The organism is Dactylosporangium sp. NPDC049525 (genome assembly GCF_040676755.1).
Lineage (GTDB): Bacteria > Actinomycetota > Actinomycetes > Mycobacteriales > Micromonosporaceae > Dactylosporangium.
In genome coordinates this window covers 63,203-84,452 of the sequence record NZ_JBFAPO010000036.1, presented here as the reverse complement: position 1 = coordinate 84,452, position 21,250 = coordinate 63,203, and the positions used below count along the sequence as shown (strand labels likewise).

The window sequence follows — 21,250 nt, the reverse complement described above, 5'->3', positions numbered from 1 at the left end:
CGCCGAAACCGTGCCGCCATGTCCGCGTCACCCGGGGGCACCCCGTGTCGCAATGACCAGTATCGATCTGGATGGTGGCAGCCGGTGAAGGTCGTCGTCGTCGGCCACGGCATGGTCGGGCACCGGTTCGTGGAGGCGCTGCGGGCCCGCGACACCACCGGCCAATGGGAGATCACCGTCCTGGCCGAGGAGAGCCGCTCCGCGTACGACCGGGTCCGGCTGTCGGCGTTCTTCGACGGCGCGTCCGCGCAGGACCTGACCTACGACCTGCCCGACGGGGTCGACCTGCGCCTCGGCGAGCCGGCCCTCGCGATCGACCGGGCCGCCCGCAAGGTCACCACCGCGCACGGCATGTACGAGTACGACGCCCTGGTCCTGGCCACCGGCTCGTCCGCGTTCGTGCCGCCGATCACCGGCGTCGACCAGGCCGGCGTGTTCGTCTACCGCACCCTGGACGACCTGGAGGCGATCCGGGCACACGCCGAGGGCAGGGCGGTCGGCGCAGTCATCGGCGGCGGCCTGCTCGGCCTGGAGGCGGCCAACGCGCTGCGCCTGCTGGGCCTGCGCACGCACGTGATCGAGTTCGCGCCGCGGCTGATGCCGGTGCAGGTCGACGAGGCCGGCGGCGCGGTCCTGCGCAAATACGTCGAGGACCTCGGCGTCCGGGTCCACCTCGGCGCCGCGACCACGGCGATCCGCCCGAGCCAGTCCGTCAACGCGACCCTGGCGCTGACCCTGTCCGACGGCGCGCACATCCCGGCCGACATCGTCGTGGTGGCCGCCGGCATCCGACCGCGCGACGAGCTGGCCCGCGCGATGGGTCTGGCTACGGGGGCGCGCGGTGGGGTGATCGTCGACGCCGGCTGCCGCACCGGCGACGAGGCGGTGTACGCGATCGGCGAGTGCGCCGAGATCGACGGCCGTTGCTACGGCCTGGTGGCGCCCGGCTACGCGATGGCGGAGGTGGTCGCGGACCGGCTCCTCGGCGGCGACGCGTCGTTCCCGGGCGCGGACACGTCCACGAAGCTGAAGCTGCTCGGCGTCGACGTCGCCAGCTTCGGCGACGCGCTGCGCACCGACCTGCTCGACGTCGTCTACCTCGACCCGGCCAGTGGCACGTACGCGAAGCTGGTGCTGTCCGACGACGCGCAGACCCTGCTCGGCGGCATCCTGGTCGGCGACGCCAGCTCGTATCCGACCTTGCGGGCCAGTGTCGGCGGCCCGCTGCCGGCCTCGCCCCTCGCGCTGCTCGCCGGTGACGCGCCCCGCGCGGCGCTGTCCGAGGACGCCCAGATCTGCTCCTGCAACGCCGTCACGAAGGGCCAGGTTACCGCCGCCATCCACGAGGGCTGCACCGACGTGCCCGCGCTGAAGGCCTGCACCCGGGCCGGCACCAGCTGCGGCTCGTGCGTGCCGCTGCTCAAGGCCCTGCTCGCCGAGGGTGGCGTCGCGGCCAGCAAGGCGCTGTGCGAGCACTTCACCCAGTCGCGGGCGGAGCTGTTCGACATCATCCGGGTCCGCGACATCCGCACGTTCTCGCAGCTGGTCGCCGAGCACGGCACCGGCCGCGGCTGCGACATCTGCAAGCCGACGGTCGCCTCGATCCTCGCGTCGCTGCACAACGACTACGTCCTGGACGGCGAGCAGGCGGCGCTGCAGGACACCAACGACCACTTCCTGGCCAACATCCAGCGCAACGGCACCTACTCGGTGATCCCCCGCATCCCCGGCGGCGAGATCACCCCCGACAAGCTGATCGTCATCGGTGAGGTCGCCCGCGACTTCAACCTGTACACGAAGATCACCGGCGGGCAGCGCATCGACCTGCTCGGCGCCCGCGTCGAGCAGCTGCCGGCGATCTGGCACCGCCTGGTCGAGGCCGGGTTCGAGTCCGGGCACGCCTACGGCAAGGCCCTGCGCACCGTGAAGTCCTGCGTCGGCTCGACCTGGTGCCGCTACGGCGTGCAGGACTCCGTCGGGCTCGCCGTCGAGCTGGAGCTGCGGTACCGGGGGCTGCGCGCGCCGCACAAGCTCAAGTCGGCGGTGTCGGGCTGCGCGCGGGAGTGCGCCGAGGCAAAGGGCAAGGACTTCGGCATCATCGCCACCGACAACGGCTGGAACCTCTACGTCGGCGGCAACGGCGGCTTCCGGCCCCGGCACGCCGACCTGCTCGCCAGCGACCTGACGACCGGGGAGCTGATCACGCTCGTCGACCGGTTCCTGATGTTCTACATCCGCACCGCGGACCGGCTGCAGCGCACCTCGGCGTGGATCGAGGCAATGGAGGGCGGCCTGGACTACCTGCGGGCCGTCATCGTCGAGGACTCCCTCGGCATCGCCGAGGAGCTGGACGCCATGATGGCCCATCACGTCGGCTCCTACGTCGACGAGTGGCAGGCGACGATCAACGACCCGGAGCGCCTCGCCCGGTTCGTGTCCTTCGTCAACGCGCCGGACACCCCGGACCCGACGATCACGTTCGCTTCCGAACGCGGACAGCCCGTTCCCGTCGTCCTTGGAGTGCGCTCATGAAGTGGACCGTGGTCTGCCCGTACCCCCGCCTGGAGCCGGAGCGCGGCGTCGCCGCCCTGGTCGACGGGGCACAGGTGGCACTGTTCCGGGTGTACGACGGCGACGTGTACGCCCTCGGCAACCTCGACCCGATCAGCGGCGCCGCGGTGCTGTCCCGCGGCATCGTCGGCAGCCGCGGCGACGTGCCGACGGTCGCGTCGCCGATGCACAAGCAGGCGTTCGACCTGCGCAGCGGCGAGTGCCTGGACCAGCCCGGGGTGCGGGTGCCGGTGTACCGGGTGCGGATCCGTGAGGGCCTCGTCGAGGTGGCTACGTGAGCGCGAGCAGCACCTTGGAAGCGCGGCCGGCGTCCGGTGAGGACCTGCCCCTGGCGGGGTTCACCGTGGCGGTCACCGCCGACCGGCGCCGCGACGAGCTCAGCGCGCTCCTGGAGCGCCGCGGCGCCCGGGTCGTCCTCGCGCCGGCGCTGCGGATCGTGCCGGTCGCCGACGACACCGAGCTCAAGGCCGCGACCGTGTCGTGCGTCGACGTCCCGCCGGAGATCGTGATCGCCACGACCGGCATCGGCCTGCGCGGCTGGATCGAGGCCGCCGAAGGGTGGGGACTGGGTGAGGCGCTGCGGTCCCGGCTCAGCGACGCGTACCTGATCGCCCGCGGCCCCAAGGCCAAGGGCGCGGTCCGCGCCGCCGGCATGATCGAGGCCTGGTCCCCGGACACGGAGAGCTGCGACGAGGTCCTCGACTTCCTCCTCGGCGGCGGGTTCCCGGGTGGGATCGCCGGCCGGAGGATCGCGCTGCAGCTGCACGGCGAGCCGCACCCGGAGTTCACCTCCGCCCTGCGCGACGCCGGAGCGATCGTCGTGGAGATCCCTGTGTACCGGTGGGCCCCGCCCGTCGACCCGGCGCCGCTGCGACGGCTCGTCGACCTGATCTGCTCCCGGCTGGTCGACTCGGTCACGTTCACGTCGGCGCCGGCGGTCAGTTCGCTGCTGCGCGTCGCCGGCTCGGACGCGCCGGACGTCCTGGAGGCGCTGCGGACCGACGTTCTGGCCGCCTGTGTGGGTCCGGTGACCGCCGCGCCGTTGAAGCGCCTGGGCGTGCCCGTGGCGGCGCCGCAGCGGGCCCGGCTGGGCGCGCTGGTGCGCATCCTCGTCGACGAGCTGCCGAAACGGGCACCGACCCTGCATGTGGCGGGCGCCGCGGTCACGCTGCGCGGCCACGCCGCGATCATCGACGGCACGCTCAAGCCCTTGGCGCCCGGCCCGATGGCGGTGCTGCGGGCGCTCGCAGCGTCGCCCGGACGGGTCCTGTCCCGGGCGGCGCTGCTGCGCGAGCTGCCCCGCGGCGCCGACGAGCACGCGGTCGAGATGGCCGTGGCCCGGCTGCGTGCCGCGCTCGGCGGCCCCGCGTTCGTGCAGACGGTGGTGAAGCGCGGCTACCGCCTGCGGGTGGACTGAACAGGCTTGAGTGCGTCGCGGAGCGGTGCATGGGGGGCCCGCGGGGTGGGAACCCCCCGCGCGGGACCCGCCGCTTGCGGTGGGGCAGCTAGTTACTGCAGGTAGTGCTCGACCTCGTCCAGCGTGTGCGCCTGCACTTCGTCGGGGGCGACGCCCTGCAGTTTTGCGGCCCGGCGCCGACGCAGCAGGTCCCACAGCTGGTCGAGCTGCGCCTCGATGTTGCCGAGCCGGTCGTGCTCTTCCTGCTCGGTGATCTTTCCTGTCTGCAACTGGGTCCGGAGTTTGTGCTCGTCGTCCACGAGCGCAGAGATCTGGTGGATCAACGTCTTCTCGTCCATACATGCATCATGCCCGGTGGCCGTACCGCTACCGCAGGGTGAGCGCCGACCAGCCGAACTGGTCGATGGGGCCGGTGCCGGCGCCGATCCGCCAGTCCGCGGCGTCGCTGATCGCGCGGCCGACGAACCCCTTCGACCAGGCGATCGCCTCCGCCGGGTCGTCGCCGAGGGTGAGCCGGGCCGCGACCGCGGTCGCGAACGTGGCGCCGCTGCCGTCGGTGTTGCGGCTGCTGACCCGGGGGCTGTGCAGCATCCTGGCGGCGCCGTCGGCCCAGACCACGTCGATCGCGTTGTCGCCGGCGACGAAGTCGCCACCGGTGATCACCACGTACCGCGGGCCGCCCGCCGACAACTGCGCGGCCGCCTTGGCCATGTCGTCGGGGGTGACGACGGTCCAGCCGACCAGCACCGACGCCTCCTCGCGGTTGGGGGTCGCGACCAGTGCGTGCGGCAGCAGCCGCTCCAGTGCCGCCGCGAGGCCCTTCCGGGAGCCGCTGACGGCCTCCAGGACGGGATCGACGACGAGGTTCGGCAGGGCGCCGGACCGGGCCCGGGCGGCGACCGCGATCGCCGTCTCCGCGTTGGGGAACATGCCGGTCTTCACCGCGGCCACCGGCAGGTCGTCCAGGACGCTGCCGAGCTGTCCGGACACCACGGTCGTCGGCTGTGGGTACACGTCGGTGGTGCCACGCGTGTTCCGCGACACCACCGCCGTCACCACCGACGCCCCGTGCATCCGCATCGCGGCGAGGGTGCGCAGGTCAGCCTGTATTCCGGAACCACCGGACGAGTCGGACGCGCCGACGGTGAGCACAACAGAGGGATCCACCGGGCCAATGTGAGCGCATGGTGACGCAGCGCCACGGACAGGGCGTCCGTCAGCCGCGCCCCTCCCACACCGGCTCCGGTACCTCCACGACCTCACCGTCCGCGCGGAACAGCACGAACCGGTCGAACGAGCGGCTGAACCAGCGGTCGTGCGTCACCGCGATCACGGTGCCGTCGAAGCTCTTCAGCCCCTCCTCCAGGGCCTCGGCGCTGGCCAGGTCCAGGTTGTCCGTCGGCTCGTCGAGCAGCAGCAGCGTCGCCCCGGACAGCTCCAGCAGCAGCACCAGGAACCTGGCCTGCTGCCCGCCGGACAGGGTGCCGAAGCGCTGGTCGGCCTGCGCCGCCAGCTCGTACCGCGACAGCGCCGGCATCGCCTGCGGCCTGGGCAGGCCGGTGCGCCAGTCGTCGCCCCGCCACAGGATCTCCACCAGCGTCTTGTCCAGCAGCTCGGGCCGGTCATGGGTCTGCGAGAAGTGCCCCGGCCGCACCCGCGCGCCGAGCCGGACCGACCCGCCGTGCGCGACCGGCGCGATCTGCACCCCGATCGGGGTCTGCGTCGGGTCGGGGTCGGTGCCGCCGCGGGCCAGCAGCCGCAGGAAGTGCGACTTGCCGGTGCCGTTGCCGCCGAGGACCGCGACCCGGTCGCCGTACCAGATCTCCAGGTCGAACGGGTAGGTCAACCCGTCCAGCTCCAGTTGCTCGCACATGACGGCGCGTTTGCCGGTGCGCCCGCCGGACAGCCGCATCCGGATGTCCTGGTCTTTCGGGGGCGTCGGCGGCGGACCGGCCTCCTCGAACTTCTTCAGCCGCGTCTGTGCCGCCTGGTACCGCGAAGCCAGCCCGTCGTTGTATGCCGCCTTCGTCTTGTACATGAGGACGAGGTCCTTGAGCTTCTGATGCTCCTCGTCCCAGCGGCGGCGCAGCTCGTCGAGGCGCTCGTGCCGGGCGACCCGCGCCTCGTGCCAGGACGCGAACCCGCCCGGATGCACCCACGCCGAGCCGCCCTCGACGGCCACGACCCGGTCCGCGGACCGGGCGAGCAGCTCACGGTCGTGCGACACGTAGAGCACCGACTTCGACGATTCGCGCAGCCGCTCCTCGAGCCAGCGTTTCCCCGGTACGTCCAGGAAGTTGTCGGGCTCGTCGAGCAGCAGTACCTCGTCGTCGCCGCGCAGCAGCAGCTCCAGGGCGAACCGTTTCTGCTGGCCGCCGGACAGGGTCCGGACCGGCCGGTCGCGGGTCTCGTCCCACGGCTTGTTGAGCGCGGCGACACTCACCGTGTCGAAGAGGACCTCGGCGTCGTACCCGCCGGCCTCACCCCACGCCGCCAGGGCGTTCGCGTAGCGCAGCTGCGCCTTCTCGGTGCCTTCGGCGTGCATCGCCAGCTCCGCGGCGTGCAGCCGCTCCCCCGCTGCTCGCAGGTCCACCGGCGCCAGCTGCAGCGCCATGTCGTACAGGGTCCGGTCGTCGCCGATCATCCCAATGAACTGGCGCATCACGCCCAGCCCACCGGAGCGCGCGATCACGCCCGAGCGCACCGGCAGGTCACCGGCGACCATCTTCAGCAGCGTCGTCTTCCCGGCGCCGTTGGGCCCGACGAGCGCGACCTTGGCACCTTCACCGACCCGGAACGACACCTCGGCGAACAGCTCACGACCATCTGCGAGGGTGTGCCCGACCCCTGCCACGTCCACGTATCCCACGAGTCAGGAATTCTGCGCCGCTGCGGCGGTTCCGTCGCCCGCTTTTCGCACCTGGAAGATCCGGAAGCCCTTGTGGTTGGCGTGCCGCTCGGCGCTGTACCCCTGCTCGACGAGCCACCGCTGCAGCGAGTCCGCACCCAGGTTCTTGGCCACCACCAGCCACGCAGTGCCGTCCGGGGTCAGCCGCGGCAGCCACCGCAGCAGCAGCGCGTGCAGCTCCGGCTTGCCGATCCGGATCGGCGGGTTCGACCAGATCTGCGCGAACCCGACAGTCTCCGGTACCTCGTCCGGCAGCGCGGTGATCACGTTCGGGCCCGTGTTCTGCTCCGCGAGCTCGAGCGCCCGCTGGTTGACGTCGACGGCGTAGATCGTCGCCTTGGGGGCGTTGGCGGCCAGCACCGTCGCGATCGGGCCGTAGCCGCAGCCGAGGTCCAGCAGGAACCCGGTCGTCGCGGCGTCCGGCAGCGGCGCCCGCTGCAGCAGCACCGCGGTGCCCGGGTCCAGCCGGGTCGCCGAGAACACCCCACCCGTCGCCACCAGGCGGAACTCCTGGTCGTCCACGGTGAACACGACGTCGTGCCGCGTTGTGGCCGTTGCCGGCTCGGCGGTGAAATAGTGCTCGCCGGACACGATGCCCCTCCCTTGACCGCTGACGCAATGCATTGTCCCCAAGCAGGTGAACGGCCCTGCTCGCGCCCCACTCGTTCGGATTGCACGAAACATCGCCGACACGCCAGCTCCCAGGACGGTCGGCTACCCTGTGCGACATGACTTCTGGGAACGAGCAGCGCCGCAAGCGGCGTTCCGACTCGTTCCGCCGGGACGAGGCGGACGAGGCCGACAACTGGTTGGCCGGGCTCCGCGGCAGCGGACCAGACCCGTTCTCGGCGCCGCCGCCGTCGTTCGACGAGCCCGGCTTCGACGACGGGCCACGCGGCGGCCGACCTGGTCGTTCGCGCCCTGACGACTCGCCGAGCGGGTCTTTCCGGGCGCCGCGGGACGATTCGCCGAGCGGCGTCTTCCGGGGGCCTCGGGAGGACTCGCCGAGCGGGTCGTTCCGAGCTCCTCGCGATGATTCACCGAGCGGATCGTTCCGGCCGGCGTTGCCGCCGGTCGATCCCCGTGCGCCTCGTGCGCCTCGTGCGCCGGAAGGACCTGGCGGACGACGACGGGCGCCGCGGGACGATTCGCCGAGCGGATCGTTCCGGGCACCTGGGGAGGAACCGCCGAGCGGGTCGTTCCGGGCCCCTCGCGAAGATTCGCCGAGCGGATCGTTCCGGGCCCCTCGTGACGAGTCGCCGAGCGGGTCGTTCAGAGCACCCCGCGAGGATTCGCCGAGTGGCGTGTTCCGGGCGCCGCGAGCTCCTCGTGAGGACCCGCCGGGTGGGAGCTTCCGGCCGTTGCGGGACGACGCCGCAGGTGGCGCGTTCCGGCCGGTCCGCGACGAGCCGGCCGGTCCCCGGGCCGGGCGCGGCGACTCGCCGAGCGGCGTGTTCAGCCGATCGGCTGTGCCGCCGCCGGCACGCGCCGCGATCGAGCCGCCACCGCCCGTCGAGACCACCGAGTCGCGCAGCGGCCGCCGCCGGGCCCGCGCGGACGGCGAGCGCACCCCTGAGGCTCGCCCTTCGGAGTCGTACGATCACGGCCCCGCCCTCGTCCCGATCATCAAGCCCCTTGCGGACTACACGCCGCCCGTGGCCTCGACCGAGCCGCCGCCGCTCGTGCCGATCTTCCCGACGATGCGCCCGGAGAGCAGCCCCACCAGCGGCAGCGCCACCGGCCGCCGGACCCGCCGCGCGGAGGAGTCCGACACGACGTCGACGGGTGCCCGCCGCAGGTTCGACGAGCCCGCCCCGCCGGGCGGTCGCCGGGCCCGCCCCGACTTCCCTGACTTCCCTGACGGCGGCAATGGCGGTACCGGCGGCGCCCCCGTGGAAAGCCCGACCTCGGGTCGGCGCGCGGGCGGCGGACCTGACACCGCTGCGGGGCGGCGTGGGTTCGACGCCACCGGTGCCCCACCCGCGGCCGCCATGGACACCGGCACCGGCCGGCGGCCCCGCGGTGCGGAGGATCCGGCCGCGTTCCGGCGGGACGACACCGGCACAGCACGGCGCGGGCGCGGCGGCTTCGAACCGGCTGGCCCTGACGCGGGCGTGGGCCGGCAGCGCTCCGGCCCCGGACTTGCCGGCGGACCTGCGACCGGTTCGGGCTTCGGCTCGGGCCTCGGACCTGCGTCAGGCGCCGGTTTCGGCCCCGCCGGCCCCGGTCCCGGGCCTGCCGCGGGCTCCGGTCCTGTGACGGGCTCCGGTTTCGGGGCTGGACCTGAGGCTGGGCGGCGCGGCGGCTTTTATACGGGCGCACCTGACGAAACCGCCGGCCTGCGCCGCGACGAGATCTCCCGGCGCGACGAGATCTCCGGTCTGCGGCGGGACGAGACGACCGGGTTCCGGCGGGATGACACCGGCACCGGGCGGCGGGGGCGCGGCTTCGACGAGGCTCCTCCGCGCCGGGACGACACGGGCACGGCACGGCGCCGGCGGGACGGCTTCGAACCGGCCGGCTTCGACCGGACCGGCGCGGGCTACGAGCCGCCGAGCGCCGCGTTCGAGGCGAGCGGCACCGCCACCCGGCGGCGCCCCGCGGGGGACGAGGCACCCCACCAGCGACGCCCCCTCGACGACGGGCCACCGCCGTTCGACGATCTACCCAGCTCCGGGCGTCGCGGGCGTGGACGTGGCACGGGCGAATACACCGGCACCGGCACCCAACGGGCACTGCGCGAGCCACCGGGCAACCGGCCCGCCGGCCGTCCCGACGACCGCCGCCCCGGCAAACCCCGAGCCGTCATCGACCCGGTCCGCGTCGAGCACCGCCCGCACCGCTGGATCGCCGCGCTCAGCGTCATCGGCGTCGTCGTCCTGCTCGCCGCGTGCGGCCTCGGCTCCTGGTTCATCTTCAAGGACGAGAAGAACGGCCCGGACTCGGCCCGCTCCAGCGCCACCGCCGGCCCGAAGAAACGCGACATCAGCAGCCGCCAGGTCGACCCCGCCCCGCTCACCGAGGCCGAGGTCTTCCCGCAGAACACGATCGTCGCGGTTGCCAGCGAGCCGCCGTACCTGATCCTCAAGACCCAGGTGTCCCCGGACTGCAAGACCGCCGCCACCGACGAGCTCGCCACCCTGCTCGCCGGCGCCGGCTGCTCCGAAGTCGTCCGCGCGACGATGAAGTCACCCAACGAGGACTATCTGATCACCGCCGGCATCTTCAACCTCGACACGGAGAAGGCCGCCGCAACCGCCTTCGACGGCGTCAAGCCCATCGTCGACGGCCAGAAGGGCCGCTTCGCCGGCATGAGCGTCGGCGCGGGCACCGGCACCGACGCGATCGTCCGCGCCCCCACCCAGCTCGGCTGGAACTACCGCGGCCACTTCATCGCTTTCGTGGTCATCGCCAGGGTCGACGGCAAGGAGTTCACGCCCGACGACCCGTACCCGAACCAGATCACGTACGACATCGTCGAGACGTACCTGGAGAACGGCATCATCGGCAACCGCGCCATCATCCAGCCGGACGCAACCCCGGCCGCTTCCCTGCCGGCCGCTCCACCCAGCTAGACGCCGTCCAACAACGCGAAGAGAAATCGGGCCCGGAGCACCGAATTCTCTTCGCGTTGTTGCGTTTCTGGGGACCCGCCCTGAGGAAGTCGGCAGCCGGAGGGCCTCGGCCTGCCGCAATGCTCGCGCTCCCGCAGGGCGACCAGCAGTGCTCGCGACCCGCCATGCTCGCGAGCGGCCTGCCGTGCTTGCGGGCTTACCGTCGAATCACGCGTGCGGACGGGCATCCCCCGCCCCGTGTGGGCGAACAACGCGACCGTCCCGCACGCCAGCACCCGCACGCCCGCCCGCCCGCCCCAGTCCGCACCCGCGCCCGCACTCGGACCTGCACTCCGCACCCCACGCCCGCGCCGCACTAGGGCCTGCACCCCGCACCCACGCCGCGCTCGGACCCGCGCCCGCACCCCGCACCCGCACTCGGACCCGCACTCTGCGCCTGCACCCCGCACCCGCACCGCACTCCGACCCGCACCCCGCGCCGCACTCCGACCCGTGCACGCACCCCGCGCCCGGCGCAATGTCCACGCCGGACCGACGCCCACACCGGACGAGCCACTTGTCCTGAGACCGAGCCATTTGTCCCGAATCACATCATCGGACCCGGCCGGATCAGGCCAGGTCGCGGCAGCGGGTCAACTCCGACCGCTCAGTCCGTGTCTCTACCGGCTCGGCGGTCAGCCCGCGTCTCCACCAGCGACGGCCGGTCAGTCTGTGTCTTCGGCCGGCAGGTCCGCGTCGCGGCGGCGGCGGGTCAGTTCCGAGCGGGCGCGCAGCTCTGCCGGGTCGGCCGGGTACCGCACCTCCACCAGCGACAGCCCGTGCGCCGGTGCGACCGTCACCTCGTCGGCCCTGACGCGGCGGCTGAGCAGGCCGGCTGGCCACGACGCGGCGCGGCGGCCGTCGCCGACGAAGAGTTGGGCGCCGACGAGGCTGCGGACCATCTGCTGGCAGAACGCGTCGGCCTGTACGGTCGCCACGAGGATGCCGTCCGGGTCGCGGCGCCAGTCGAGGCGGTTGACGTCGCGGATCGTCGTGGCGTGTTCCTTGCGGCGGCAGAAGGCGGCGTAGTCGTGCTCGCCCACGAGGCCCTCGGCGGCGGCGTTGAGGGCGTCCAGGTCGAGGGTGCGGGGCCAGGCGACGGTGTCGTGGCGGCGCAGCGGGGAGGCGCCCGAGACGGCGTCGGTGACGCGGTACTCGTAGCGGCGCGACAGGGCGGAGAACCTGGCGTCGAACTCCGGCGGGACCTCGGTCGCGGCGTGGACGCGGACGTCCAGCGGGAGCAGGCCGGCGAGTTTGCGCAGCAGCGCTGGGGCGAGGGTCTCCCAGCGGTCGGCGGGGACGTCGACGTGGCAGACCTGCCCGGTGGCGTGGACGCCGGCGTCGGTGCGGCCGGCGACGGTCAGGCCTTCGACGGTGCCGAACAGGCGGGTCAGGACGGTCGTCAGCTCACCGGCGACGGTGCGGCGGGTCGGCTGGATCGCCCACCCTGAAAAGTCGGTCCCGTCGTATGCCACGTCGAGGCGGACGCGGATTCTCCTCAACGCTACACCCTCCGAAAAAATTGACCCGGCACCCCATTACGCAGGGTGCCGGGCCGTCGACTTCAGGCCTGTGATCAGGCCTTGGTCTCGTCGTCCTTGTCCGCGGCGGTGTCGTCGGCCGACTCCGCAGCGTCATCCGAAGACGACGCGGCAGGGGCGGTCGGGACCTCGTCGGTGTCCTCGCCGGCGAGGACCGCGATCGAGTCGGCCTTGGCGGCCTTGCGAGCGGCGGCCTTGCGCGGCGCCGGGGCGACGGCGACCTCGAGCTCCTCGACCAGCTCGATGATCGCCATGGGAGCGGCGTCACCCTTGCGCGGGCCGGTCTTCACGATCCGGGTGTAGCCACCCGGCCGGTTGCTGAACCGCGGCGCGATCTGGTCGAACAGCTGGAACACCACGTCCTTGTCGCGCACCACAGCGAGCGCCTGACGGCGCGCGTGCAGGTCGCCGCGCTTGGCCTTGGTGATGAGCTGCTCGGCGAGCGGGCGCAGCCGCTTGGCCTTGGTCTCGGTGGTCTTGATGCGTCCGTGCTTGAACAGCGAGGTGGCGAGGTTCGCCAGCATCAGCTTTTCATGCGCGGGGCTGCCGCCGAGGCGGGGACCCTTGGTGGGCGTGGGCATTGGGGCTCCTCAAATCGAACAGCAGCCGGTTAGAGCTGCTCGGTCTCGCGGTAGTCGTCGGTGTCGTCGTAGGAAACATCGGCGAACGAGTCCACGACGTGTGCCGGGTCGAACGTCGGGGCGGAGTCCTTGAGACCCAGACCCATCCCGGCGAGCTTCATCTTGACCTCGTCGATCGACTTCTGACCGAAATTCCTTATATCGAGGAGGTCTGCTTCCGTGCGGCTGATCAGCTCCCCGACGGAGTTGATGCCCTCGCGCTTGAGGCAGTTGTACGAGCGGACGGTGAGGTCGAGCTCCTCGATCGGCAGCGCCAGGTCGGCAGCGAGCTGCGCGTCCTGCGGCGACGGGCCGATGTCGATGCCTTCTGCGGTCTCGTCGAGCTCGCGGGCCAGGCCGAAGAGTTCGACGAGGGTCGAGCCGGCCGAGGCCAGCGCGGTGCGGGGGGTCAGCGACGCCTTGGTCTCGACGTCGATGATGAGCCGGTCGAAGTCGGTGCGCTGCTCGACGCGGGTGGCCTCGACGCGGTAGGTGACCTTGAGCACCGGGGAGTAGATCGAGTCGATCGGGATGCGACCGATCTCCTGGCCCTGCTGCTTGTTCTGGTTGGCGGTCACGTAGCCGCGCCCGCGCTCGACGGTCAGCTCCATGTCGAGCCGGCCCTTGCCGTTGAGCGTGGCCAGCTTCAGGTCGGGGTTGTGCACGGAGACGCCGGCCGGGGGCTGGATGTCGCCCGCGGTGACGTCGCCGGGGCCCTGCTTGCGCAGGTACATCGAGACCGGCTCGTCGTGCTCGGAGCTGACGCACAGCTCCTTGACGTTCATGACGAGCTCGACGACGTCCTCTTTGACACCGGGGATCGTGGTGAACTCGTGCAGCACGCCGTCGATCTTGATGCTGGTCACGGCCGCGCCCGGGATCGAGCTGAGCAGGGTGCGACGCAGCGAGTTGCCGAGGGTGTAGCCGAAGCCCGGCTCGAGCGGCTCGATGGTGAACTTGGACCGGGTCTCGCTGATGGACTCTTCGGCGAGGCTCGGACGCTGTGAGATAAGCACTTTCGGGTTCCTCCAGTTCGTTGCGCGCCCGCTATTTGACGCGCTCCGAGGAGGCGGAGCACGATCGCTCCGCCTCCGCAAACGTGGTGCTACTTGCTGTAGAGCTCGACGATCAGCTGCTCTTGCACCTGGGTGTCGATGACCTGCCGGGCCGGCAGGCTGTGCACCAGGATCTTGAACTCGCTCGGGATGAACTCGAGCCAGGCCGGGACGGTCTTGCTGCCCGCGAGGCCCTGAGCGATCTGGAACGGGGTGAGCTCCCGCGACTTCGGCCGGACCTGCACGATGTCGTGCTCACGCAGCCGGTAGGACGCGATGTCAACCTTCTTGCCGTTGACCTGGATGTGGCCGTGGTTCACCAGCTGGCGAGCCGCGTCACGCGAGGTGGCGAGGCCGGCCCGGTAAACCACGTTGTCGAGGCGCGACTCAAGGATCTTGAGCAGCTCCTCACCGGTCTTGCCGGGCTTGGCCACAGCCTCGTCGAAGTAGCCGGCGAACTGACGCTCGAGGACGCCGTAGATACGACGCGCCTTCTGCTTCTCGCGCAGCTGCAGGAGGTACTCGGTCTCCTTCGGCCGACCGCGGCCGTGCTGGCCGGGCGGGAAGGGACGCGACTCGAACGGGCATTTCGGCCCGTCGCACTTGCTGCCCTTGAGGAACAGCTTCATCTTCTCGCGCCGGCAGCGACGGCAGTCGGCACCTGTGTAACGAGCCATCTTCTATCTCTTCCCTTAGACCCGGCGGCGCTTCGGCGGACGGCAACCGTTGTGCGGCTGCGGCGTGACGTCAGAGATCTGCCCGACCTCCAGGCCCACGGCCTGCAGGGAACGGATCGCGGTTTCCCGGCCGGAGCCAGGGCCCTTGACGAACACGTCGACCTTGCGCATGCCGTGCTCCATCGCGCGGCGAGCAGCGGCCTCGGCGGCCAGCTGCGCGGCGAACGGAGTCGACTTGCGCGAGCCCTTGAAGCCCACCTGGCCGGCCGAGGCCCAGGAGATGACAGCACCGGTCGGGTCGGTGATCGACACGATGGTGTTGTTGAAGGTGCTCTTGATGTGCGCCTGCCCGTGGGCGACGTTCTTGCGTTCCTTGCGCCGGACCTTCTTGACAGCGGTCCCTCCGGCGCGAGCCTTCGGCGGCATTCTCTATGCGCTCCTAGATTTGTTTTCTCTACCTGACCGACCTACTACTACTTCTTGCCCGGCTTCTTCTTGCCGGCGACCGTGCGCTTCGGACCCTTGCGGGTGCGGGCGTTGGTCCTGGTGCGCTGACCGCGCACGGGCAGGCCCTTGCGGTGCCGGATGCCCTGGTAGCAGCCGATCTCAACCTTGCGGCGGATGTCCGCCTGGACCTCGCGGCGCAGGTCCCCTTCAACCTTGAAGTTGGCCTCGATGTAGTCGCGCAGCTGCACGATCTCTTCATCGGTCAGGTCACGAGCCCGCTTGTTGGGGTCGATGCCGGTAGCGGCCAGAAGCTCGATGGATCGGGTGCGACCGATGCCAAAGATGTAGGTGAGTGCGATCTCCGTGCGCTTCTCGCGCGGGAGATCGACACCAACGAGACGTGCCATAGGTGGGCGTGCTCCTTGCGTGTGCGGAGGTCTGAGCCCGCTCCGCTCCCGTCTGCCCACAGACGGGCCCCGGCCTCCGACCGGGGGTGCAGCCCACGCGCTCCGCACGCATCACGCGCGGTGGCCCGGGGCTGGAACGGGCTAAAACTAGGTGGTGCTAGGTGGATCTGCCGCCGGGGCTTCAGCCCTGGCGTTGCTTGTGGCGCGGGTCAGTGCTGCAGATGACCATGACCCGGCCGTGCCGCCGGATGATCCGGCAGTTGTTGCAGATCCGCTTGACGCTCGGCTTGACCTTCACGGTGTGCCTAACTCTCGCTGCGCACCCCTACATGGGAGCGACAGTCCCGACCGTTTCCTGGGAACCGACACCGATTTACTTGTAGCGGTAGACGATGCGCCCGCGAGTCAGGTCATAAGGCGACAGCTCGACGACCACTCGGTCCTCGGGCAGGATGCGGATGTAGTGCTGCCGCATCTTCCCGCTGATGTGCGCCAAGACCTTGTGGCCATTGGCGAGCTCCACCCGGAACATTGCGTTCGGGAGTGGCTCGATCACTCGGCCCTCGATCTCGATGGCCCCGTCTTTCTTCGGCATGTCCTCCGCTACCTGACGATCGGGTTGGGTGTGACGCGCGCATCCTTTTCACGGTCCCCATGGGGGGTCCGCGCCAGCCGCGGCTCAGGCCTACCACTAGAAGCGCGTGGGGGCATGCCTGAGTGGACGCTTTGCGCCAATGGGCAAGTCTACGCGCGGTGAACGCGTTGCACCAAATCGGGGTCTCAACGCTCGCGGCGCTGCCGCCGGCGCTCCCGCTTCAGCTCCCGCGCGGCGTCCGGCCCGCCGGCCAGATAGGTGCTCACCGACGTGGCGAGGAGGACCGCGCCGAGCGGCCCGGCGACCCACATCGGCCAGAAGTAGACCGCCTCGCCGTTGGAGATGCTCACCAGGGCCCAGATCACCACGTTGACGGTGACGGCGATCAGCCAGCCGCTCCAGATGCCCAACAGCCAGTGTGGCTGGCGGCCGAACTGGCCCCTCGCGCCGAGCGCGGGCGCCGGGCTCGTCGGCGCGGCGGCATAGCCGCTGGCCGGCGCGACGGCGGCGCTGTCGACCGGGCGGAAGCCGGGCAGGTCACTGAGGATCACGTCAAGGTCACCGTACGTCCGGGCGGCGTAGGTCTCCTTGAGCCGGTCGTCGTATTCGCCGAGCGACAGCCGCCCCTCGTCGACCGCGGCCTTGAGCCGCTCGGCCACGAACTGCCGGTCGACGTCGGCTGCGCGCAAGTTCTCCCGCCGGTCCGCGACCGCCATTGCCACCCTCCCCGGATTTCGTTCCCCACTGAAGCATCCCATCCGCGCCCGCCGCTCTTCCACCCCCACGACAAAAGCCGCCACGGTACGACCACCGCCACCGACCGTGATCTATGCCGTATGTCGCGGCCGGAACGGTCGCGTCGTGACCGAGGACGGGCGGGCCGCGGATGCGGGCCGGCCGTCCGGGCGCGGGGCTTGTCGCGGCCGGAGGTCGCGGCGGCGCAAGTGTCCGCGGAGGTGGCAGGGAGGCCGTTCACGGCCGACTGGTGGCTGACGGGAGCGGCGGTCGTGCCCACAACGGACCGGAGCCCGCAGGGATGGGCTACGCGTTGACCTGTTGGCGCGCGGTGACGAGCTCACCCAGCCGCGCCCGGCCGCCGTCGGGGGCGGTGAGGACCCAGACGCCGTCGTCGCAGATGGCCATCGTGTGCTCGACGTGGGCGGCGACGGAGCCGTCGACGGTGACCACGGTCCAGCCGTCGTCGAGCTCGGCGACCTTCGGCTTGCCCTTCGTGATCATCGGCTCGATGGCGAGGGCCATGCCGGGGCGCAGGGCGGGGCCCTTGCCGGGGCGGCCGGAGTTTTCGACGAAGGGGTCCTGGTGCATGGCGCTGCCGATGCCGTGGCCGCCGTAGCCGTCGACGATGCCGTAGCGGCCGGCCTTGCGCACCGCGGACTGGATCGCGAAGGAGATGTCGGTGAGGCGGCCCTTGCCGGAGCGGACGCCGCGGGCGGCGGCGGCGATGCCGGCCCACATGGCGTCCTCGGCGACGGTCACGAGGCGGCGCAGGTCGTTGGTGATCTCGCCGACGCCGACGGTGATCGCGGCGTCGCCGTGCCAGCCGTCGAGCTCGGCGCCGCAGTCGATGGAGATCAGGTCGCCGGCCCGCAGGACCTGGCGGTGACTGGGGATGGCGTGCACGACCTGGTCGTTGACGGAGGAGCAGATCGAGGCTGGGAAGCCGTGGTAGCCCTTGAAGGAGGGGATGGCGCCGGCGGCCCTGATGGTGTCCTCGGCGATCGCGTCGAGGTCGGCGGTGGTGACGCCGGGGGCGACGGCGGCCCGCATGCGGGCGAGGGCGTCGGCGACCACGAGGCCGGCGCGGCGCATCTGCCCGATCTCCTCGGGGGTCTTGAGCTCGATCTCGACCTGGTGCGCCACCGGGTCAGCCGCCGTAGGAGCGCAGGGCGTCGATCGCGCGGACCGTGATGTCCTCGACCGGCCCGGTGGCGTCGATGCCCACCAGCTTGCCCTGCGCGCCGTAGTAGTCGACGAGGGGGGACGTGTCGCGGGCGTAGACCTTCAGGCGTTCCGCGATCGTCTCGGCCTTGTCGTCGTCGCGCTGGAAGAGCTCGCCGCCGCAGCGGTCGCACACGCCCTCGTGGACGGGTGCGTCGAACTCGACGTGCCAGATCTTGCCGCAACCACGGCAGGTCCGGCGGCCCGAGAGCCGCCGGATGACCTCTTCGTTCTCCACGACGAGCTCGAGGACGATGTCGAGGCCGGTGCCGAGGTCCGCGAGGAGCTTGTCGAGGGCGTTGGCCTGCGGGACGGTGCGGGGGAAGCCGTCGAGCAGGAAGCCGTCGGCCGCGTCGCCCTCGGCCAGGCGGTCGGACACCATGTTGATGGTGACCTCGTCGGGGACGAGCTGGCCGGCGTCCATGTAGCGCTTCGCCTCAACGCCGAGCGGGGTGCCCTGCCCGACGTTGGCGCGGAAGATGTCGCCGGTGGAGATTTTGGGCACGGCGAGGTGCGCGGCGATGAACTCGGCCTGGGTCCCCTTGCCCGCCCCGGGGGGACCTACCAGCACCAGCCTCACTACCGGAGGAACCCTTCGTAGTTGCGCTGCATGAGCTGGCTCTCGATTTGCTTCACGGTCTCGAGGCCCACACCAACAATAATGAGCACCGCGGTGCCGCCGAACGGGAAGTTCTGCAGAGCCTGTCCTCCGCCGACGATCCCGATGAGCAGGTTGGGCAGGATCGAGATGATGCCCAGGTAGAGCGCGCCGGGGAGGGTGATGCGGCTGAGGATGAAGTCAAGATACTCGGCGGTCGGCTTGCCGGGGCGGATGCCGGGGACGAAGCCGCCGTACTTGCGCATGTTGTCCGCAACCTCAGTGGGGTTGAACGTGATCGACACGTAGAAGTACGTGAAGAAGATGATCAACGTGAAGTAGAGGATGATGTGCGCGGCCTTGTCCTGGGCGACGATGTTGCGCTGGATCCAGATGATCGTCCGGTTCGTCGTGTCCTGCCCGGCGAACGAGGTCGCGAGCGACGGCAGGTAGAGCAGCGACGAGGCGAAGATGACCGGGATGACACCCGCCTGGTTGACCTTCAGCGGAATGTAGGTCGAGGTCCCGCCATACATTCGGCGGCCGATCATGCGCTTGGCGTATTGCACCGGGATGCGACGCTGGGCCTGCTCGAGGAAGACCACGAAGGCGATGACGACGACGGCGAGGCCGACGATCACGAAGAAGGTGGTCTTGTCGTCCTGCCAGATCTGGATGCCCTCGTTGGGGAGGCGGGCGGCGATCGAGGTGAAGATCAGGACGGACATGCCGTTGCCGACGCCGCGGTCCGTGACGAGCTCACCGAACCACATGACCATGCCGGTGCCGGCGGTCATCGTGATGACAAGGGCGGTCAGGGTGAGCCACAGCGGGATCTTGCCGGTGTCGGGGATGACCGGGAACTGGCTCTGGTCGCAGGCGCCACCGAAGAGCTGACCCGAACGCGCCAGGGCGATGATCGAGGCGGCCTGCAGGACGCCGAGCCCGAGGGTGAGGTAGCGCGTGTACTGGGTGATCTTCGCCTGGCCGGACTGGCCCTCCTTGCGGAGCTGCTCCAGGCGCGGGATCACGACCGTGAGCAGCTGCAGGATGATGCTCGCGGTGATGTACGGCATGATGCCGAGCGCGAAGACTGAAAGTTGCAGCAGCGCTCCACCCGAGAACAGGTTGAGCAGGGTGGCGACCCCGGCGCTGTCACCGCTCTCGACGATGTCGAGGCACTTCTGCACATTGCCGAACGACACACCGGGGCTGGGCAGCGTGGCCCCGACCCGGTACAGGCCGATCATGAGCAATGTGAACAGAATTTTGTTGCGCAGGTCAGGCGTGCGAAACGCGCTGGCAAAGGCGGAGAGCAACGTTCTTCCTCCTGCGCAAGGCGGCCAAGTGGCCGACGAGGTGGGGTCCTGGTGGTGCGTGCTGCTGGTGGTGCCGCTGACTGGATGAGTCGAGCGTGTTACTGCGCAACGGACTCTAACAGGATGCCCGGAGCACATCACGCCCCGGCGATCCCTCAGCTTTTCAGGTGGTACTGGGATGGATCCTTAGGCACTGCGTGGCGCCCACCAAAACTGCTCCGGTGGACGCCACGGTAGCGCGTTGTCTACTCGGCTGCGGAGCCGCCGAGCAGCGTGGCGGTGCCGCCCGCCGCTTCGAGCTTCTCACGGGCCGACGCGCTGAACTTGTGCGCGCTGACCTGCAGCTTCACTCCGCCGAGCTCCCCGTCGCCGAGGACCTTCACCAGCTCGCCCTTGCGGACGGCGCCGGCGTCGACGAGCTCGTCGACCCCGATGGTGCCGCCCTTCGGGAAGAGCTCCGCGAGGCGGGCCAGGTTGACGACCTGGAACTCGATACGGTTGCGGTTCTTGAAGCCCTTGAGCTTCGGCAGGCGCATGTGGAGGGGCATCTGCCCGCCCTCGAACGCCGGTGAGATGTTCTTGCGGGCCTTGGAGCCCTTGGTGCCACGACCGGCGGTCTTGCCCTTGGAGCCCTCACCGCGACCCACGCGGGTCTTCGCGGTCTTGGCGCCCGGGGCGGGCCGCAGGTGGTGCAGCTTGATCGTCATCGGATTACTCCACCTCTTCCACGGTGACCAGGTGCGTCACGGTGTGGATCATGCCGCGGATCTCCGGACGGTCTTCCTTGACGACGACGTCGCGGATCCGCTTCAGGCCGAGCGAACGCAGCGTCTCGCGCTGGTTCTGCTTGGTGCCGATCTGGGACCGGATCTGGGTGACCTTCAGGCGAGCCATGGCTATGCACCCGCCCCGGCACGCTGGGCCAGCATGGCCGCGGGCGCGACGTCTTCCACCGGCAGGCCACGGCGCGCGGCCACGGCTTCCGGCGACTCGAGCTTCTTCAGCGCCGCCACCGTCGCGTGGACGATGTTGATCGCGTTGGAGGACCCGAGGCTCTTGGAGAGGACATCGTGGATGCCCGCGCACTCCAGGACGGCACGGACCGGGCCGCCGGCGATGACACCGGTACCGGCGGAAGCCGGCTTGAGCAGCACGACGCCAGCGGCGTCCTCGCCGATCACCGGGTGCGGAATCGACGCAGCGATCCGCGGCACCTTGAAGAAGTGCTTCTTGGCCTCCTCGACACCCTTGGCGATCGCCGCGGGCACCTCCTTGGCCTTTCCGTAACCGACGCCGACGGTGCCGTCGCCGTCACCGACGATGACGAGGGCGGTGAAGCTGAAGCGCCGACCACCCTTGACGACCTTGGCGACACGGTTGATCGCGACGACCCGCTCGAGGTGGGGGGTCTTCTCGGCGGGCGCGTTACCGCGGCCGCCTCCGTCGCGACGATTCTCGCGACGGCCGCCACCTTCGGTGTTCCCACCGGACCCGCCGCCCCTGCGCTGAGGACCAGGCATGA

The 21,250-nt window shown here is 70.8% G+C and carries 24 protein-coding genes; 5 read left to right on the top strand and 19 right to left on the bottom strand.

Features of this window, described 5'->3' with window-relative positions; all coding sequences use genetic code 11:
* Positions 1 to 18 precede the first annotated feature (18 nt).
* Genes nirB through AB0K00_RS37690 form a run of 3 tightly spaced genes read left to right on the top strand, consistent with a single transcriptional unit; the run spans position 19 to position 3,988 of the window.
* Positions 19 to 2,532 (top strand): nitrite reductase large subunit NirB, encoded by a 2,514-nt coding sequence (nirB, locus tag AB0K00_RS37700; protein WP_363530912.1) that lies wholly within the window; start codon positions 19 to 21, stop codon positions 2,530 to 2,532.
* Positions 2,529 to 2,849 (top strand): nitrite reductase small subunit NirD, encoded by a 321-nt coding sequence (nirD, locus tag AB0K00_RS37695; RefSeq protein ID WP_363530909.1) that lies wholly within the window; start codon positions 2,529 to 2,531, stop codon positions 2,847 to 2,849. Before nirB ends, nirD begins: the two co-directional genes overlap by 4 nt.
* Positions 2,850 to 2,893: 44 nt before the next feature.
* On the top strand, positions 2,894 to 3,988 hold the full coding sequence (locus tag AB0K00_RS37690) for a uroporphyrinogen-III synthase (RefSeq protein ID WP_363531000.1): 1,095 nt from the start codon (positions 2,894 to 2,896) through the stop codon (positions 3,986 to 3,988).
* A 92-nt stretch (positions 3,989 to 4,080) separates the two neighbouring features.
* Here AB0K00_RS37690 and AB0K00_RS37685 read toward each other — a convergent pair whose 3' ends face one another.
* The 4 genes from AB0K00_RS37685 to AB0K00_RS37670 are packed head-to-tail and all read right to left on the bottom strand — an operon-like array spanning position 4,081 to position 7,487.
* Positions 4,081 to 4,326: a DUF2630 family protein gene (locus AB0K00_RS37685; RefSeq protein WP_363530906.1), complete on the bottom strand. Its 246-nt coding sequence runs from the start codon at positions 4,324 to 4,326 to the stop codon at positions 4,081 to 4,083.
* 28 nt (positions 4,327 to 4,354) lie between these two features.
* A complete protein-coding gene (gene thiD / locus AB0K00_RS37680; protein ID WP_363530904.1) occupies positions 4,355 to 5,155 on the bottom strand; it encodes a bifunctional hydroxymethylpyrimidine kinase/phosphomethylpyrimidine kinase in 801 nt (266 codons plus the stop codon).
* A 49-nt stretch (positions 5,156 to 5,204) separates the two neighbouring features.
* Positions 5,205 to 6,857: an ATP-binding cassette domain-containing protein gene (locus tag AB0K00_RS37675; protein WP_363530901.1), complete on the bottom strand. Its 1,653-nt coding sequence runs from the start codon at positions 6,855 to 6,857 to the stop codon at positions 5,205 to 5,207.
* A 3-nt stretch (positions 6,858 to 6,860) separates the two neighbouring features.
* Positions 6,861 to 7,487: a methyltransferase gene (locus AB0K00_RS37670; protein ID WP_363530898.1), complete on the bottom strand. Its 627-nt coding sequence runs from the start codon at positions 7,485 to 7,487 to the stop codon at positions 6,861 to 6,863.
* Positions 7,488 to 8,257: 770 nt separating this feature from the next.
* Here AB0K00_RS37670 and AB0K00_RS37665 point away from each other — a divergent pair.
* Complete coding sequence (locus AB0K00_RS37665; RefSeq protein WP_363530895.1) at positions 8,258 to 10,471, top strand: hypothetical protein; 2,214 nt, start codon at positions 8,258 to 8,260, stop codon at positions 10,469 to 10,471.
* Between the two features lie 704 nt (positions 10,472 to 11,175).
* Here AB0K00_RS37665 and truA read toward each other — a convergent pair.
* The 12 genes from truA to secY form a co-directional block, all read right to left on the bottom strand.
* Complete coding sequence (gene truA, locus AB0K00_RS37660; RefSeq protein ID WP_363530892.1) at positions 11,176 to 12,012, bottom strand: tRNA pseudouridine(38-40) synthase TruA; 837 nt, start codon at positions 12,010 to 12,012, stop codon at positions 11,176 to 11,178.
* A gap of 74 nt (positions 12,013 to 12,086) precedes the next feature.
* Positions 12,087 to 12,632, bottom strand: coding sequence for a 50S ribosomal protein L17 (gene rplQ, locus AB0K00_RS37655; protein ID WP_363530889.1), 546 nt, complete (start codon positions 12,630 to 12,632; stop codon positions 12,087 to 12,089).
* A 29-nt stretch (positions 12,633 to 12,661) separates the two neighbouring features.
* The gene (locus AB0K00_RS37650; RefSeq protein ID WP_033357644.1) at positions 12,662 to 13,687 is read right to left on the bottom strand and encodes a DNA-directed RNA polymerase subunit alpha; all 1,026 of its coding nucleotides are present in this window, start codon (positions 13,685 to 13,687) and stop codon (positions 12,662 to 12,664) included.
* A gap of 89 nt (positions 13,688 to 13,776) precedes the next feature.
* A complete protein-coding gene (gene rpsD / locus AB0K00_RS37645; RefSeq protein ID WP_363530886.1) occupies positions 13,777 to 14,403 on the bottom strand; it encodes a 30S ribosomal protein S4 in 627 nt (208 codons plus the stop codon).
* Positions 14,404 to 14,418: 15 nt separating this feature from the next.
* A complete protein-coding gene (gene rpsK, locus AB0K00_RS37640; RefSeq protein ID WP_203845099.1) occupies positions 14,419 to 14,829 on the bottom strand; it encodes a 30S ribosomal protein S11 in 411 nt (136 codons plus the stop codon).
* Between the two features lie 47 nt (positions 14,830 to 14,876).
* Entirely contained in the window at positions 14,877 to 15,257 is a 381-nt protein-coding gene (gene rpsM / locus AB0K00_RS37635) for a 30S ribosomal protein S13 (protein WP_363530883.1), read from the bottom strand.
* A 181-nt stretch (positions 15,258 to 15,438) separates the two neighbouring features.
* Positions 15,439 to 15,555 (bottom strand): 50S ribosomal protein L36, encoded by a 117-nt coding sequence (gene rpmJ, locus AB0K00_RS37630; protein WP_014687778.1) that lies wholly within the window; start codon positions 15,553 to 15,555, stop codon positions 15,439 to 15,441.
* 75 nt (positions 15,556 to 15,630) lie between these two features.
* Entirely contained in the window at positions 15,631 to 15,852 is a 222-nt protein-coding gene (infA, locus tag AB0K00_RS37625) for a translation initiation factor IF-1 (RefSeq protein ID WP_007073013.1), read from the bottom strand.
* A 185-nt stretch (positions 15,853 to 16,037) separates the two neighbouring features.
* Positions 16,038 to 16,568 carry a DUF1707 domain-containing protein gene (locus tag AB0K00_RS37620; RefSeq protein WP_363530880.1) on the bottom strand — a complete coding sequence of 177 codons (531 nt, stop codon included), beginning with the start codon at positions 16,566 to 16,568 and terminating at the stop codon, positions 16,038 to 16,040.
* 325 nt (positions 16,569 to 16,893) lie between these two features.
* Positions 16,894 to 17,733, bottom strand: coding sequence for a type I methionyl aminopeptidase (map, locus tag AB0K00_RS37615; RefSeq protein WP_363530877.1), 840 nt, complete (start codon positions 17,731 to 17,733; stop codon positions 16,894 to 16,896).
* A 4-nt stretch (positions 17,734 to 17,737) separates the two neighbouring features.
* On the bottom strand, positions 17,738 to 18,391 hold the full coding sequence (locus AB0K00_RS37610; RefSeq protein ID WP_327008150.1) for an adenylate kinase: 654 nt from the start codon (positions 18,389 to 18,391) through the stop codon (positions 17,738 to 17,740).
* Positions 18,391 to 19,728 (bottom strand): preprotein translocase subunit SecY, encoded by a 1,338-nt coding sequence (secY, locus tag AB0K00_RS37605; protein ID WP_363530874.1) that lies wholly within the window; start codon positions 19,726 to 19,728, stop codon positions 18,391 to 18,393. The genes AB0K00_RS37610 and secY overlap by 1 nt, the downstream gene beginning before the upstream one ends.
* Between secY and AB0K00_RS37600 the strand changes: the two genes are divergently transcribed.
* Positions 19,658 to 19,816, top strand: coding sequence for a hypothetical protein (locus AB0K00_RS37600; RefSeq protein ID WP_363531003.1), 159 nt, complete (start codon positions 19,658 to 19,660; stop codon positions 19,814 to 19,816). The genes secY and AB0K00_RS37600 overlap by 71 nt on opposite strands.
* A gap of 157 nt (positions 19,817 to 19,973) precedes the next feature.
* Here the strand turns inward: AB0K00_RS37600 and rplO are convergent, their stop codons facing one another.
* The 3 genes from rplO to rpsE are packed head-to-tail and all read right to left on the bottom strand — an operon-like array spanning position 19,974 to position 21,248.
* On the bottom strand, positions 19,974 to 20,435 hold the full coding sequence (gene rplO, locus AB0K00_RS37595; protein ID WP_354776632.1) for a 50S ribosomal protein L15: 462 nt from the start codon (positions 20,433 to 20,435) through the stop codon (positions 19,974 to 19,976).
* A 4-nt stretch (positions 20,436 to 20,439) separates the two neighbouring features.
* Complete coding sequence (rpmD, locus tag AB0K00_RS37590) at positions 20,440 to 20,622, bottom strand: 50S ribosomal protein L30 (RefSeq protein WP_327008147.1); 183 nt, start codon at positions 20,620 to 20,622, stop codon at positions 20,440 to 20,442.
* Between the two features lie 2 nt (positions 20,623 to 20,624).
* Positions 20,625 to 21,248 carry a 30S ribosomal protein S5 gene (gene rpsE, locus AB0K00_RS37585; protein ID WP_327008146.1) on the bottom strand — a complete coding sequence of 208 codons (624 nt, stop codon included), beginning with the start codon at positions 21,246 to 21,248 and terminating at the stop codon, positions 20,625 to 20,627.
* Positions 21,249 to 21,250: the final 2 nt, after the last annotated feature.